The organism is Janthinobacterium sp. SUN120, assembly GCF_030397735.1.
Classification (GTDB): Bacteria; Pseudomonadota; Gammaproteobacteria; order Burkholderiales; family Burkholderiaceae_D; genus Janthinobacterium; species Janthinobacterium kumbetense.
This window is the reverse complement of sequence record NZ_JAPUBW010000001.1, coordinates 1,169,681-1,185,055: the sequence shown is the minus strand read 5'-3', so window position 1 is coordinate 1,185,055 and position 15,375 is coordinate 1,169,681. Positions and strand designations below refer to the sequence as shown.

Genomic DNA, 15,375 nt, shown 5'->3' with positions numbered 1-15,375 from the left:
CCAGGTCAACACCGGCATGCCGACGTCGCAGCGCCATCCCATCCCCGCCAAAAATCAAGCTCCCTTGTCAATTTTTCTTTCCTTGCGTCAAAAATCGGCATAAAATGAAACCGTACAGTACAGTTTCACTACGTAGATTTAAAAAATCAGCCATCCCCGGCGTGTTGGCCTGGGCAGGGGAGGCGTCATGGATAAAAAATGGACACTTCAACAAAGAATGGAGCGACGGCGATCCCGGCGGTCTCCAGGGGCAAGCGCATTGCCCTGGCGGTTTTTGGCGTTTTTCTCGGATGTTCCGGCCTGGCCCTGGCGGCGGGTGGCATCGAACTGATTACTCTCGGTGGTTCCTGGTATTACCTGCTGGCCGGTCTCGGTTTAATATTGGCCGGCGTGCTGTATTGGCGCCGCAAGCCGCTGGCTAGTGGCATCGTCGCCGCGCTCGTGCTGGCTACCTTGCTGTGGGCCGTGTGGGAAATCGGCTTCGCCTTCTGGCCCATGGTGCCGCGCCTGGCGCCATTCCTCGTCATCGGCCTCGTGGCCGCCTTGCTGCATCCGTGGCTGGCAGGCCGTGGCCACAGCGGCCAGTCGCGCGGCTTCGCGGCCCTGTTTGCCGTCGTGCTGGTGGCCGGCTTTGCCTCCATGTTCCAGCCGCACGGCGTGCTGGAAGCCACCGCGCAGCCGCAGCAGGATGCCGTGACGCCCGTCAATGACGGCAGCGCCAACTGGGCGCATTATGGCCATGGGCCGAAAGGCACGCGCTTCGCGCCGTACACGCAGATCGACCAGCAGAATGTCGGCCAGCTGCAAGTGGCGTGGAGTTACCGCACGGGCGAGCTGGCCGAGGGCGCGTCCGAATCGCAGAATACGCCGCTGCAGATCGGCGACACCATCTATACGTGCACGCCGACCAGCAAGGTCATCGCGCTGGACGCGGACACGGGCAAGGAGCGCTGGACCTTCGATCCGAAGCCGGCCAACACGAAGACGTGGAACCGCTGCCGCGGTGTCGGCTACTACGAGCCGGCCAAAGTGACAAAGCCGTTCCGTGTCGAGGGCATGCAGGCGGCCGGCGCGCCGGCGGCGGGCGCGTGCGCCAAGCGCATCGTGCAAGTGACCATGGATGCGCGCCTGATCGAGATCGACGCGCAGACGGGCAAGCAGTGCGAGGGCTTCGGCGACAAGGGTTCCGTCGACCTCACCGTCGGCCTGGGCAAGGTGAAAATGAACGTGCCGTACTACGCCTACACGTCCGCGCCCACGGTGGCGCGCAACCTGATCATCCTCGGCGGCTGGGTCTTCGACGGCCGCTCCACCGATGAACCGTCGGGCGTCGTGCGCGCGTACAGCGCCGACACGGGGGAACTGGTGTGGGCCTGGGACCTGGGCAATCCGGCCATCACCAAGCTGCCGCCGGAAGGGCAGACCTACACGCGCAGCACGCCGAACATGTGGTCGACCCCGGCCTTCGACGATGAATTGGGCCTCGTCTACCTGCCGACGGGGAACGAGCAGCCGGACTTCTGGGGCGGCAAGCGCCCGCCGCTGACGGAAAAATACGCGTCGGCCATCGTTGCCCTCGACATGGCCACGGGCCGCGAACGCTGGACGTATCAAACCGTCCACCATGATATCTGGGATTACGACGTGGCGGCGCAGCCGGCCCTGTACGACGTCCCGGACGGCAAGGGCGGCAAGATTCCCGCACTGGTGCAGCTGACCAAGCGGGGCCAGATCTTCATGCTGGACCGCCGCACGGGCAAGCCGATTGCCGACGTGGTGGAAAAGCCCGTGCCGCAGGAGCACGCGGCCGGCGACTGGGTGGCAAAGACGCAGCCATATTCCACCGGCATGCCGGCCCTCGGCGCGGAAACCCTGACGGAGCGCGACATGTGGGGCGCCACCTTCTTCGACCAGCTGGCGTGCCGCATCAGCTTCCGCAAGCTCAATTACAAAGGGGAGTTCACGGCGCCAAGCACGCAAGAGACCTTGATCTATCCGGGCTACTACGGCGGCTTCAACTGGGGCGGCGCGGCCGTCGATGAAAGCAATGGCTATATGTTCGTCAACGATATCCGCATGCCGCAAGTGGTCAGGCTGGTGCCGCGCGAAACGGTGGACGTGGCCAAGCTGACGTCGGGCCACGGCGTGGGCAGCACCTATCCGATGGATGGCACGCCCTTCGTCATCGACCACAAGGCCTTCAATTCGCCGCTGGGCATACCTTGCCAAAGTCCGCCGTGGGGCGTGTTTGCCGCCATCGATTTGAAGACGCGCACGAAAGTGTGGGAGCGTCCGGCCGGCACGGTGCAGGACGCCGTCATCAACGGCGTGCGCGCGCGGCTGCCCATCCCGCTGGGCATGCCCACCCTGGGCGGCGGCGTGAGCACGGCGTCGGGCCTCGTGTTTTATGCGGGCACGCAGGATTATTATTTGCGCGCCATGGACATCGCGACGGGACGTGAAGTGTGGAAGGCGCGCATGCCCGTGGGTTCGCAAGGCACGCCGATGACGTATGTGTCGCCCAAGTCGGGCCGCCAGTACGTCGTGGTGGCGGCGGGCGGCGCCCGCCAGAGCCCGGACCGGGGAGATTACGTGATAGCATACGCGCTTCCCAAGACACAGTAAGAGTTTGCTTCATGCCCCAGTTGCGCACCGTTCCAGCTTCCCCGAGTACCCGAAGCGAGGAGCGGCGGCGCAAGCTGCTGGTGGCGGCGGCGGACCTCTTCCTCGCTTCCGGCTACGACGGCGTCAGCATGGACGCCATCGTGGCCGCGGCGGGCGGCTCGAAGGCCACGGCCTACCGCTACTTCGGCAGCAAGCAGGAGCTGCTGGTGGCGGTGGTCGAATACCTGTGCGCCGATTTCATCATCGACCTGCGCCGCCTCGATACCTCGCAAGCGGGCCTGGAACAGGGCTTGCAGCTGATCCTCGATGAACTGGTGGCCGTCGTCACCAGCCCCCGCCACGTGGATTTCTACCGCCTCGTCGTCACGGGTGCGGCCGCCGTGCCGGCCGTCGGCCTGACCTGGTACGAACACGGCCCGCAAGTGTGGCACGCACTGATTTTGCGTCTGCTGGAACAGCAGCGCGCCCAGGGCCGCATCGCGCCCGACACCTCGTTTTCCAACCTGCCGCAGATCCTGTTCGACGCCGTCTTTTCGCACCTGACCACGCGCACCGTCATGCTGGGGCAGGGCGGCAATGCGGCCACGTTCCGGCCCCTGATCGCGGAGCTGATCGAACTGGTGGTGGCAAGGGTGGCGCGCAAGGCGGAGTCGGCCCGCTAGGGCCGCAATCCGAGAAGAGTCTGTTGGCCGCTGGTATTCGAATGACGCGCTTGCGTGCTTCGGCGGCCCTGTTAATCCGATCTGCGCGACCGGGATGCGGTTGGCCGCCTTTCGGCGATGTTGATGAGCAGTTCTGCGGTGTCGTGTGAACCCGTTGCAATCCAAAAAAATATTTTTGCATAATGATGCAAAATAAATGCGGTTTCCATCTCCGAGAAACGTCTGGCTTATGTAAGTCACTATTTACATAAGGTTGCATCATCAATGGCTCAAAATTTAGTAGTCCCTCCCGGATTCGTGCCCTATCCTGATCCAGACGACGTCTTTATGGAAGACGTCGGGCTCCATCTGAAAGTGTTCCATCCTATTCTAACCATACCCGCAGCACAGGTCGACCCTACGTGGACGGGGCAGTTCCACTTCGTCTTGCCCATAGAGCCGTATGATGGTGCTTTGGGCGAAGGCAGCACGGATTACTACGGTCCTCACTGTGGCGAAGCATGGATTAAGTTCGTTCGGATAGGATCAAAGTATCGATTCGCCGGGGATTGGCGCTATTTTGCGATTAATCGGGAGCATGATGTGGAGGCTGATTTTTGGTACGGGGAGGCCAACAAAAGCTATGCCGAGCGTAGGTGCGCATGGCATGAGCAGGGTCTCATGAATAGGCAATCTGACAGCTTTGGTTGGGGCACCGCTTTTGGAGGAAATGCCCTGGCCGGCAACTGGACCAACGATCTCTCCTTGCCTGATGAGGTGGCTAAATGGGGATTCAGGCCATCTCGGATGATGCGCGAGGACGAGACGGTTAATGGCGTCAACTTCACTCATCCGCTAAACGAACAGGGGCAGCGATATCGATTAATTGGGATATTGGTTGGGTATCGCTATCGGGACCATGGAGCAGATAAGCTTTTGATGTTCTACGACACTCCATCGAGTACTATTTTAATCATGTTGGACTTTAGCTAAGCCGGCCTGTTGCACCTGCCTCGGAAAGAAATAAGAGTCACCTGCCTGCGAGTTCCGCCGGAGCGCACCATCAGCAGAGCTTAAGCGGCCAGGGCTGGCGTCTATTTTGGCCTGATGCCGCCAGGGGGCGGATGATATAGTGGCGGGAATGTATACACTGAAAGAAACTGCCATGAAAAACGACGCAACCGCGCGCCCGCAAGCCAGCCAGACGCCTGCCAGGCTCAGCAAAGGGGACTTCGTCACCGCATTGCGCAAACTGCTGCAAGAAGAGGGAAAGGCCGGCAAGACCAGTGTGGACGTGCGCGCTGCAACCCTGCACACCGATGTCGGTGTCTATCCGGCGCGCGGCCACTCGATGCCGACCTGTTGCACGGTGATGTATGAAGAGATGCTGCCCGGTGACGAGATACTGCTGACGCCATCCGGCGGCAAGGGACCTACGCTGCTGATACGGTATAAATTGCCGCGCTGACAATCGCGGTCCTGGAAACAGTCTATAACCTGGCGTAAATGCAGGCGATGACCTGCGGCGCGCAGTAGCCGGCGCGCTGCTGATGCCAGCCCGGTCGGACAGGGCATCCTTCGCCATCCGTCATGGCGGGGAAGCCCCCGTTGGCCCCAGACGCCATCCATCCGTTTTTCACCTCATCTCGTCTCTCATCTTCCTGAGTTCCACGCGGCAGCCTCCGGCGGCGGCTCGCCGTAAAGGTTTTCAAATATGTAAAATATTTATATAAGCTCTTATGTAAATGGTGCTACCATGGTTCCATGAAACCTGGACTCGGCACACAATTACGACATCTCATCGAACTGCTGGACGGCGCGGTCGAGCAAGCCTACGTGGACGCGGGGCTGGATTACCGGCCGCGCTACACACCGGTGATGCGGGTGCTGGCCGAGCAGGCTAGCGCGACCATCGGCGAGCTGGCGGCCCTGGCCGGCCTCACGCAGCCGGCCGCGACGCAGACGGTGGCCCTGATGGTGAAAAAGGGCCTGTTGACGGTGGCCGCCGGCGGTGCAGACGGCAGGCAGCGCGTGGTGCGCCTCAGCGCCGCTGGCGAAACGCTGCTGCCGCGCCTGCGCGTGTGCTGGCAGGCGACCAAATCGGCGGCCGACAGCCTCGATGCGGAACTGGCGTTTCCCTTGTCCGCCTGCCTCGGACAGGCGATCGCCGTACTCGAGACACGTTCCTTCGGCGCGCGCATCCGCGACGCCAACTTGCGGCGCCTGCGCGACGGCGGGCCGCAGCTCGATACCGCTCCGGCGCAGGCACGGCCACACCTGGACGATCAACCCGAATGATGCAGGCATGCCTGCCCAGGCGCCGCTTCGATGACGCGCCCGGGGGGCATCACGTGTATTTTTCACACAACGATCAATCGCTTCGCAGTCCAACTTGGAGGAATGTATGTCAGGTAGCAAGAAATTTGTCGCAGCTGTCGTAGTGGGTACGCTGGTGTCGTTTCAGGCTTTTGCGGCGGCGGACACCGCGTTGAACGCGTCCGGCCGCACTGCGATCGTGCAGACATTGGTCACGAAAATGAACGCGAATTACATCGAACCGGCCGTGGCCGAACGGGTCGGCACTGCGATCGCCAGGAAAAATGCCGAAGGAGGCTATGCGAGCGCCGCCAACACCCAGGCGTTCAGTACGGCGCTGGCAAAGGACTTGCGGGAATTGAGCGGCGACTTGCATTTCGGCACCGCAGTGTACGAAGGCCTTCGCGAGCGCAGCGCCACCCCCGAGCTGCCTAGCCGCGCCAAGACGGACGAATGGCGCGACCAGACCGCGCGGCGCGGCTATGACATCGAGAAGATCGAACGCCTTCCCGGCAACGTCGGTTATATCGAGCTGCGCGGCTTCGGCGGCCCGGAATACGTCAGCGCGGCGTACACGGCGGCGATGTCGCTCATGGCGGGGACGGATGCGCTGATCCTCGACCTGCGCCGCAACGGCGGCGGCAGCCCGGCCAGCGTGGCTTACCTGATGAGTCATTTCTTCCCGCTCGGCGACGAGCGCCACCTGATCGACATGTACGATCGCCCGACCGGTCTGACGCGGCAGTTCTGGACCGTGAAGACGGTCGCGCAGCGTTACGACAAGCCCGTGTACGTGCTGACCTCGGCCCGCACGTTTTCCGCCGGCGAGGACTTCTCCTATGGCATCCAGGCGCAGAAGCGCGGCACGGTGGTCGGGGAAACCACCGGCGGCGGCTCCAATCCCGTGAGCTGGTACAACCTGGGGCAGGACATCATCGTCTCGATCCCGACCGCGCGCACGACCAATGTCGTCACCAAAACCAACTGGGAGCACGTCGGCGTGAAGCCGGACATCGCCGTGCCCGCGGCGCAGGCGCTGCAGACGGCGCATGTCGCCATCCTGCGCAACTTGGTGTCATCGTCCAAGGAGGGCAGCGAGCGCAAGGAACTGCAGCGCGTGCTTGCGATGGCGGAAAAAGGCGAATCCGAGAAGCCGGTCTACACGCTCAGGGGCGAGCCTTGATACAAGCCGCCGGACATGCCCGCGAAGAAGCGCGCGGCTCGCTAATCCGACCTGCGCGTTTTTGACGCCAACGCACGTCACGACGCCTCTGGAAACCGTAGCGAGCAAGCCCACTCTCGGGTTGAGTAGCGCAGCCGTACTTTAGTACGGCGAGCAACGCCGACCCGAGAGTGGGCTGCGCAGCAGGTTTGCAGTGCGTCCCTTAACTCAGGTCGCAATACCATATTTGTGCTGCGTGGCCGCATACTGCTGCTTGAGCGACTCCAGCTTCGGATGCTTGGGGTCGATCTTGCGGATCACCTGCATCTGGTGCTGCGCCTGTTCGGCCAGCGGGGCTTCCCAGCCCAGCATATTGAGCTGGCGCAAGATGGCGTCGACGGAGGCGAACAGCACGGGCAGGTTGCCCGGCGTCTTGCGCAGGGCCTGGCGCAGCACGAAGACGGCGCCCTTGAGCTCTCCGCTTTCCGACTTGCTGGCCGCATCCTGCATCAGTTCCTGCACCTGGTTCGTGATCTGCTGGCCCATGCCTTGCGCCAGATCATGGCGGCCCGCCTTTTCAAACACGTCCACGGCCGCTTCCATCGTCACCTCGCTGTCCGCTTCGTTGACGAGTTTCATCATGACGTCGGACGCCGCCTGTTCCAGGTTGTTCTTCAGGCAGCTTTGCACGAGGCCCACCTTCAGCTGCGTCGACAGGCCCCGCGCCGTGTCCAGGGCGGCGGCGGCCAGTTGCAGTTCGCTGGCGGCGGCGATGTCGTTGCCCGACAATTCATGCAGCATGGCGGCCGAGATGGCGCGGCACGCTTCCACGTTGGCGCCGCCGCGCAGCGAGCGCTCCATGTCGCGCAGCACGCCGCTCGCCTGCGGCGCATCGCCTTTCTTTACCAGCGTTTTCACCAAGTTGACGTGGTCTTCCGGATCGCGGAATTCGGAGTACTTCGCTTTCGTCACCACCTGCTTATACGCCCGTTCGGCCGCGCCGATGTCGCCCGTGTCATAGGCGATGCCGCCCAGGTGGCGCAGGCGGCGCACCATGTGCGGCGAGATGGCCACCGCGTCTTCGAGGATTTTCTTCGCCTGCAGCTGCTGGCCCATGGCTTCGTGGTTCTTCGCCAGCAAGTCGTAGGCGGCCATGAAGCGGGGATAGATTTCCACCAGTTCCAGCAGCGCATCCTGCGCCTCTTCGTGGCGCTGCTGCTCGAACAGGGTGCGCGCCAGTCCCAGGTGGGCCCAGGCCATGGGGCGCGTGGCCAGCATGTCGGCGTACAGCTGTTCCGCTTCCTTCCATTCGCCCAGGGTGAGGTGCAGCTCGGCGCGCAGGCGGGTGAAATCGGCCGCCAGGCGCGGATGCTGCAGCTCGGCCGCGCGGCAGCTTTTCACGGCTTCGCGCAAGTCGCCCTTGTCGATCAGCTGATACGTGGGCAGGAACATGGCGCGCCGCTCGATGGCGCGCGCGATGCGTCCGCTCAGCACGTCGACGGTGAACGGTTTTAATATGTAGTCGGACGGGGTCAGTTCGGCCGCGCTGATCACCTTGCTGTGGATGGCTTCGGAAGTCAGCATGATGAAGATCGTCCACAGGCCGATCAACTTGTGGTGGCGCAAGTCTTCCAGCAATTGCTGGCCATCCTGGCCATCCGTGCCACTACCAAGATCGTATTCGCACAGGATGATGTCGAACGGTTTCTTCGTCAGCAAGCGGATGGCCGTGCCGGAATTGACGGCATATTCCACCTTGGTGATGGCCGCCTGGTTCAGCATATTGTGCAGATTGCCCCGCATGCTGGGGTTCGGGTCGACGATCAGGACAGATAAGTCGCTAGTTTCTGGCATTGTTCAGCTCTCGTTCATCTGTGTATGGCTCTGCGGCTCGATGGTACGACGGTCTAATAATATTACTATTTGTCAGCATACTGCAAAGCCAGTGCAAATCGCTAACAAAATGCAGGCGAGTGCGCGCGGCGCGACACGGCAGGCGCGCGCGCTTGCGGGCAGGGCAGGCGCGGGGTATCCTAAAAGCAACCTTTTGCGTTCGCTCATGCCTGACACCACGCCTGGAAAGCCGCCATGTACTTGACCGACACTCGCAGGCAAACCCTGCACCACCTGCTTTTTGGCGGAGGACGGGCGCATGCCGAGAAGTATTTTCCCGAATTGCGCCGCATGGCCGTCGTCAGCGAGTCCTTTGGCCTGGCCAGTATCTTGTTCGTGTGGGCTTTTATTCCGCATGTCAATACGCTCGACAGGGGCGCGCTGCTGTATGCGCTGGCCGGCATCGTGCTGGCGATCGGCATCAATGTGGCCGCGCGCGCCATCTGGGTGCTGAAACTGGGGGGCGCAGTGGGCATGTGCGCCATTGCCTTTTGCTTTCGCCTGCTGGCGGAGGCGGCGGGGCAAGCGGAATTCTGGATGCAGCCCGTGGGCGTGTTCATGGTGCTGCTGGCGGCGCCCATCTTCAATGGCTGCGTCGTGTATCTCATCGTTGCCGCGGCAGTCTGGCTGATATTGGGCTACGGCCATTTTCCGATCGATCCCGCCATGGCGCATGCGGCCTGGGCGAACTTGCTGATCGTCTACAGCATGCTGTTCGGCCTGGTCCTCAGCATCAGTTTCAGTCTGTTGCGCCTGCGCGACTTTCGCGCCAGGGAGGCGCTGACCCGCCTGGCCTACCAGGATGGCTTGACGGGCTTGAACAACCGTCGCCGCTTTACGGAATTGACCCAGCAATTGCAGCAGCGGCCGCAACCGATGTACTTCCTGATGATCGATATCGACAATTTCAAGAAAATCAACGATACCCTGGGCCATGACGCGGGTGACGTGGTGCTGGTCAAGACGGCGGGCATCATCGCGAACGCCTGCGGCGGCCACCTGTGCGGACGCCTGGGCGGCGAGGAGTTCGGCATCGTCTACGCGGGGGACCGGCGCGCCGTCTGCCAGTTCGCCGCCAGCCTCGTCGATGCCGTCTACCTGGCCTTCAATCCGGGGCAGGCCGTGTCGATCAGCGTGGGCATTGCCGAGCTGGCCTGCGACACGGAGCTGGCGCACAGCTACCGCCTGGCCGATGCCTCGCTGTACCAGGCCAAGCACCAGGGCAAGAACCGCTATGTCATTGCCTGACGGCATGCACATGAGTCTTGCGGAGGCGCCAGGGAGCGGGTATTCTGTTTGTATTAATATATCAGCCGTAGGCAGGCGCGATGTGGCGCAGACGCAGAGTTTCACCGTGACGTGACCGCTGGCGTTTTACCTTTACCAGAGAAAATCCAGCCTTCGTGATGCGCCTTCCTTCCATGAGTACCCTGCGGCGCATTGCCGTCCCCCTCGCTTTTGGCGGCAACAGCGAGCAGCAGCACACGTATTTCGCGGAATTGCACCGGGTCGGCATGGTGACGCAGCTGCTGGGCATCATCGCCTACAGCCTCACCTGGCTGCTGATGCCCGATCCCTACCATCCTAATTTCTCGCATGCCGTGCTGGCGCTGCTGGGCATGTTGACGAGCCTGATCGTGCGCTACCGCTGCACCACCTTGCCCGTGCTGACCATTACGGGCGCCTGCGCCGTGCTGACCCTGACCTTCGGCTTGCGCACCATGGCCGACGCCGTCCATCACGCCAGCTTCTGGGTCTTGCCCGTGGGCGTCTTCATGACCCTGGCCATCGCCTCCATCTTCAATGGCGGCCTCAGTTACCTGGCCGTCGTGGCCGGCGTGTGGTGGAACGTGGGGCACGGCCTGTATCCGGTGAACGCGGGCTTGCCAGACGAATCCTGGGCGCCGCTGATGATCGCCGTCAGCGTGCTGTTCGGGCTGGCGCTGAATGTCAGCTTCAGTTTATTGCGTTTGCGCAACTATCACTCCAAGGTGGAATTGACGCGGCTGGCCTTCCAGGACGGCTTGACGGGCCTCAACAACCGCCGCATGTTCACGCAGCGCGCCCAGCAGATGCATGGCGCGCCGCACGGCGGCATGCTGTACTTCCTGATGATCGATATCGACGATTTCAAGATCATCAACGACCAGCAGGGCCACGATGCGGGCGACGAGGTGCTGGTGCGCACGGCCGCCATCATTGCCGACAAGGCGCAAGGCCATCTGTGCGGGCGCCTGGGCGGCGAGGAATTCGGCATCGTCTACGCGGGCGACCGCGACGCGGCGCGCGCCTTTGCCGGCGCCCTGGTCGAGGCCGTCAGCCAGGCTTTCCATGCGGCACAGTTTGTGTCGATCAGCGTGGGCGTGGCCGAGCTGGACCGGGCCAAGGAGCTGGGCCACAGCTACCGGTTGGCCGACGAGGCGCTGTACCTGGCCAAGCGGCAGGGCAAGAACCGCTACGTGATCGCCTGATCGTCGGCTGACGGTGTTGTTGTCGCGTCATAAATGGCCGCTGTGCGGGGCAAAAGGGTGGCAAAGGCCCAAGTTCCGGTCATAAGGCAGGGGTAAAACGGGTATAATGCGCGCAAAGGAAATTTGCCGTACGAAAGATATTGTCATACCTACCTTTAACCCGCAGCCACGCTGCATCAACCACCTTCCAATCATGTTGATACTGCCGGGTTCCAATGCCCTGTCCCATTTCCGTAGCCACCGTCTGTTAAGCCAACTGCAAGCCGTTTCGCCTGCGATTGTTGCCGTGCAAGCACGCTATGTCCATTTCATCGATGCCAGCGCGCCTCTCACCAACGACGACAGCACGCGCCTTGGCGCCTTGCTGACGTACGGCGAGCCGGCCCACGCTGACAATACGGAAGGCGCTGCCGAAGAATTCTTCGTCATCCCCCGTTTCGGCACGATTTCGCCGTGGGCTTCGAAAGCCACCGACATCGCGCACAATTGCGGCATGGCGCACATCAAGCGCGTCGAACGCGGCATCGCTTTCCGCATCAACCTGAAATCGGGCATCCTGGGCAGCGCCATTGGCGCCGGCAAACTGACGGACGAGCAGGTACAGGCCGTGGCCGACCTGCTGCACGACCGCATGACGGAATCCGTGCTGCGCAGCGCGGACGACGCCAAGGACCTGTTCCGCACCCTGGAAGCACGTCCATTGGAATCGATCGACTTGCTGGGGCAGGGCAAGCGCGCACTGGAAACGGCGAACACGGAACTGGGCCTGGCGATGTCGGAAGACGAAATCGACTACCTGGACGCCGCCTTCACCAAGGCCGGCCGCAACCCGACGGACGTGGAACTGATGATGTTCGCGCAGGCGAACAGCGAGCATTGCCGCCACAAGATCTTCAACGCCGACTGGACCATCGACGGCGTGGCGCAGCCGAAATCCCTGTTCGGCATGATCAAGAACACGCATGAACTGCAGCCGAAAGGCACCGTCGTCGCCTACAGCGACAACTCGTCCATCATGGAAGGCGCCACCGTGTCGCGCTTCTACCCGCGCGGCGACAAGCACGAATACGCGGCGTCGACGGAATTGACGCACACCCTGATGAAGGTGGAAACGCATAACCACCCGACGGCGATTTCTCCATTCCCCGGCGCCTCGACGGGCGCGGGCGGCGAGATCCGCGACGAAGGCGCGACGGGCCGCGGCGCCAAGCCGAAAGCCGGTTTGACGGGTTTCACCGTATCGAACTTGTCGCTGCCGGATGCCGTGCGCAGCTGGGAAACGGCCGCTTCCGTAACGGCGCCATTGGCCGCGCGTACTGACGCAGATCAATACGGCAAACCGGAACGCATCGCTTCGCCCCTGCAAATCATGATCGAAGGCCCGCTGGGCGGCGCCGCGTTCTCGAACGAATTCGGCCGTCCGGTCCTGGGCGGCTACTTCCGCACGTATGAACAGAACGTCGGCACGGACAAAGACGCCGTCTTCGGCTACCACAAGCCGATCATGATCGCTGGCGGCATCGGCAATATCTCGGCGCAGCACACGCACAAGAACGACATCCCCGTCGGCAGCCTGCTGGTGCAGCTGGGTGGCCCGGGCATGCGCATCGGCATGGGCGGCAGCGCCGCCTCGTCGATGACCACCGGCAGCAACACGGCCGACCTGGACTTCGACTCCGTCCAGCGCGGCAATCCGGAAATGGAACGCCGTGCCCAGGAAGTCATCAACGCCTGCTGGCAAATGGGCGCGGACAATCCGATCATCTCCATCCACGACGTGGGTGCGGGCGGCTTGTCGAACGCCTTCCCGGAAATCACCAACGACGCCAAGCGCGGCGCGATTTTCGACCTGCGCAAGGTGCCGCTGGAAGAATCGGGCATGGCGCCGAAGGAAATCTGGAGCAATGAATCGCAGGAACGCTACGTTCTGGCCATCGCGCCGGAAAGCCTGCCGCTGTTCAAGGCCATGTGCGAACGCGAACGCTGCCTGTTCGCCGCCGTGGGCGTGGCCACCGAAGAGCGTCAATTGAAGCTGATCGACCCGGAACTCGGTAACGAGCCGGTCGACATGCCGATGGACGTCTTGCTGGGTAAGCCGCCCAAGATGCAGCGCGACGTGGTCCACGTGGCCAACGATTTCCCGGCCATCGACTTGACGGGCATGGACCTGGTTGATGTAGCGCAAAAAGTGCTGCTGCTGCCGACCGTGGCCGACAAATCCTTCCTGATCACCATCGGCGACCGCAGCGTGGGCGGCATGACCGTGCGCGACCAGATGGTAGGGCCATGGCAAGTGCCGGTGGCCGATTGCGCCGTCACCACCATGAGCTTTGAAGGCTACCTGGGCGAAGCGATGGCCATGGGCGAACGCACGCCGCTGGCCGTCATCGACGCAGCCGCCTCGGGCCGCATGGCCGTGGGCGAAGCCGTCACCAACATCGCCGCAGCAGCCATCGGCGACATCTCCGACATCAAGCTGTCCGCCAACTGGATGGCCGCCTGCGGCCAGCCTGGCCAGGACGCCGCCCTGTACGACACGGTAAAAGCCGTCGGCATGGACCTGTGCCCGGCGCTGGGCATCAGCATCCCCGTCGGCAAGGATTCGCTGTCGATGCGCACGACGTGGAAAGACGAGAGCACGGGCGCGGCGAAATCCGTCACGTCGCCCGTGTCGCTGATCGTCTCCTCGTTCGCGCCGGTGACGGACGTGCGCAAGTCGCTCACGCCGCAGCTGAAAACGGACAAGGGCGACACGTCCTTGATCTTGATCGACCTGGGCCGCGGCAAGAACCGCCTGGGCGCATCTGCGCTGGCGCAAGTCATGGGCCAGCTGGGCAATGAAACGCCGGACGTGGACAGCGCGGAAGACTTGAAAGGCTTCTTCGCGGCCATTCAAAAGCTCAATAGCGACGACAAGCTGCTGGCTTACCATGACCGTTCGGACGGCGGCCTGTACGCCACCCTGACGGAAATGGCCTTCGCCGGCCATACGGGCATGTCCGTCAACCTGGACATGCTGACCATGGAAGGCGAGCACTCGAGCGACTGGGGCGACGCCAAGAACTGGACCGGCCAGGTGGCGGAACGCCGCAACGAACTGACCCTGCGCGCCCTGTTCAGCGAAGAGCTGGGCGCCGTCATCCAGGTGCGCGCGGAAGAAAAATCGCTCGTCATGGACGTGCTGCGCACCTTCAACCTGGGCGCCTACAGCCATATCATCGGCAAATTGAACGACCGCGACGTGATCGAATTCACGCGCGACGCCAAGCTGATCTACACCCAGCCGCGCGCCGAGCTGCACCGCCTGTGGAGCGAAACGAGCTGGCGCATCGCCCGCCTGCGCGACAATCCGGCCTGCGCGGACGCCGAATACGACCGCCTGCTGGACGTGCAAGATCCGGGCATGTCGCCTATCGTCACCTTCGACCAGAACGACAACATCGCCGCGCCATTCATCGCCACGGGCGTGCGTCCGCGCGTCGCCATCCTGCGCGAGCAGGGCGTCAACTCGCACATCGAGACGGCGTACGTGATGCACCAGGCAGGCTTCACGGCGGTCGACGTGCATATGAGCGACCTGATTGCCGGCCGCGTCAAGCTGGACGACTTCCAGGGCGTCATCGCTGTGGGCGGCTTCTCCTACGGCGACGTGCTGGGCGCGGGCGAAGGCTGGGCGAAAACGATTCTGTTCAACGCCAGCCTGGCGGAACAGTTCGCGCGCTTCTTCAACCGCACGGACAGCTTCGGCCTCGGCATCTGCAACGGCTGCCAGATGATGAGCAACCTGAAATCCATCATCCCCGGCGCCCACGCCTGGCCTAAATTCACGCGCAACAAGTCGGAGAAATTCGAAGGCCGCTTTGCCATGGTCGAAGTGATGGATTCCCCATCGATCTTCTTCAATGGCATGGCCGGCACCCAAGCCGGCATCGCCATCGCCCACGGCGAAGGCTACGCCGACTTCTCGCAAACGGGCGACATCACCCAGGTCACCAAAGCCATGCGCTTCGTCGACAACAAGGGCGCCGCCACCGAAGCGTATCCATACAACCCGAACGGCTCGCCGGAAGGCATCACCTCCGTCACCACGCCAGACGGCCGCTTCACCGTGCTGATGCCGCACGCGGAGCGCGTATTCCGCAGCGTGCAACAGTCCTACCACCCTGAAGCATGGGGCGAGGATTCGCCGTGGATGCGCATGTTCAGGAATGCGCGGAAGTTTGTGGGGTAATTCAGAGCTATTTGCGGCGCGGCGTCTTGGTTCGAG

General features: G+C 62.8%; 10 protein-coding genes. 9 read left to right on the top strand and 1 reads right to left on the bottom strand.

The genetic code is table 11. The features are described from left to right. Positions 1 to 198 precede the first annotated feature (198 nt). The 6 genes from O0879_RS05290 (at position 199) to O0879_RS05265 (ending at position 6,765) form a co-directional block, all read left to right on the top strand. Positions 199 to 2,625: a membrane-bound PQQ-dependent dehydrogenase, glucose/quinate/shikimate family gene (locus tag O0879_RS05290; protein WP_289915148.1), complete on the top strand. Its 2,427-nt coding sequence runs from the start codon at positions 199 to 201 to the stop codon at positions 2,623 to 2,625. An 11-nt stretch (positions 2,626 to 2,636) separates the two neighbouring features. Next, positions 2,637 to 3,287 carry a TetR/AcrR family transcriptional regulator gene (locus O0879_RS05285; RefSeq protein ID WP_289915145.1) on the top strand — a complete coding sequence of 217 codons (651 nt, stop codon included), beginning with the start codon at positions 2,637 to 2,639 and terminating at the stop codon, positions 3,285 to 3,287. A gap of 327 nt (positions 3,288 to 3,614) precedes the next feature. Beyond that, a complete protein-coding gene (locus O0879_RS05280) occupies positions 3,615 to 4,259 on the top strand; it encodes a hypothetical protein (protein WP_289915143.1) in 645 nt (214 codons plus the stop codon). A 172-nt stretch (positions 4,260 to 4,431) separates the two neighbouring features. Continuing rightward, a complete protein-coding gene (locus O0879_RS05275) occupies positions 4,432 to 4,734 on the top strand; it encodes an HNH endonuclease (RefSeq protein WP_289909750.1) in 303 nt (100 codons plus the stop codon). Positions 4,735 to 5,030: 296 nt separating this feature from the next. Next, entirely contained in the window at positions 5,031 to 5,564 is a 534-nt protein-coding gene (locus O0879_RS05270; RefSeq protein ID WP_289915140.1) for a MarR family transcriptional regulator, read from the top strand. A gap of 106 nt (positions 5,565 to 5,670) precedes the next feature. Beyond that, positions 5,671 to 6,765, top strand: a complete 1,095-nt coding sequence (locus O0879_RS05265; protein ID WP_289915139.1) for a S41 family peptidase — start codon at positions 5,671 to 5,673, stop codon at positions 6,763 to 6,765. Between the two features lie 207 nt (positions 6,766 to 6,972). On the opposite strand, the gene O0879_RS05260 is transcribed toward O0879_RS05265, so the two are convergent. Further along, positions 6,973 to 8,598, bottom strand: a complete 1,626-nt coding sequence (locus O0879_RS05260) for a response regulator (RefSeq protein ID WP_099664131.1) — start codon at positions 8,596 to 8,598, stop codon at positions 6,973 to 6,975. 234 nt (positions 8,599 to 8,832) lie between these two features. Between O0879_RS05260 and O0879_RS05255 the strand changes: the two genes are divergently transcribed. From O0879_RS05255 to purL, 3 genes are all read left to right on the top strand, one after another. Beyond that, positions 8,833 to 9,885, top strand: a complete 1,053-nt coding sequence (locus O0879_RS05255; RefSeq protein ID WP_289915137.1) for a GGDEF domain-containing protein — start codon at positions 8,833 to 8,835, stop codon at positions 9,883 to 9,885. Positions 9,886 to 10,043: 158 nt separating this feature from the next. After that, entirely contained in the window at positions 10,044 to 11,108 is a 1,065-nt protein-coding gene (locus O0879_RS05250; protein ID WP_251348899.1) for a GGDEF domain-containing protein, read from the top strand. A gap of 193 nt (positions 11,109 to 11,301) precedes the next feature. Continuing rightward, the gene (purL, locus tag O0879_RS05245; protein WP_289915134.1) at positions 11,302 to 15,339 is read left to right on the top strand and encodes a phosphoribosylformylglycinamidine synthase; all 4,038 of its coding nucleotides are present in this window, start codon (positions 11,302 to 11,304) and stop codon (positions 15,337 to 15,339) included. Positions 15,340 to 15,375 lie beyond the last annotated feature (36 nt).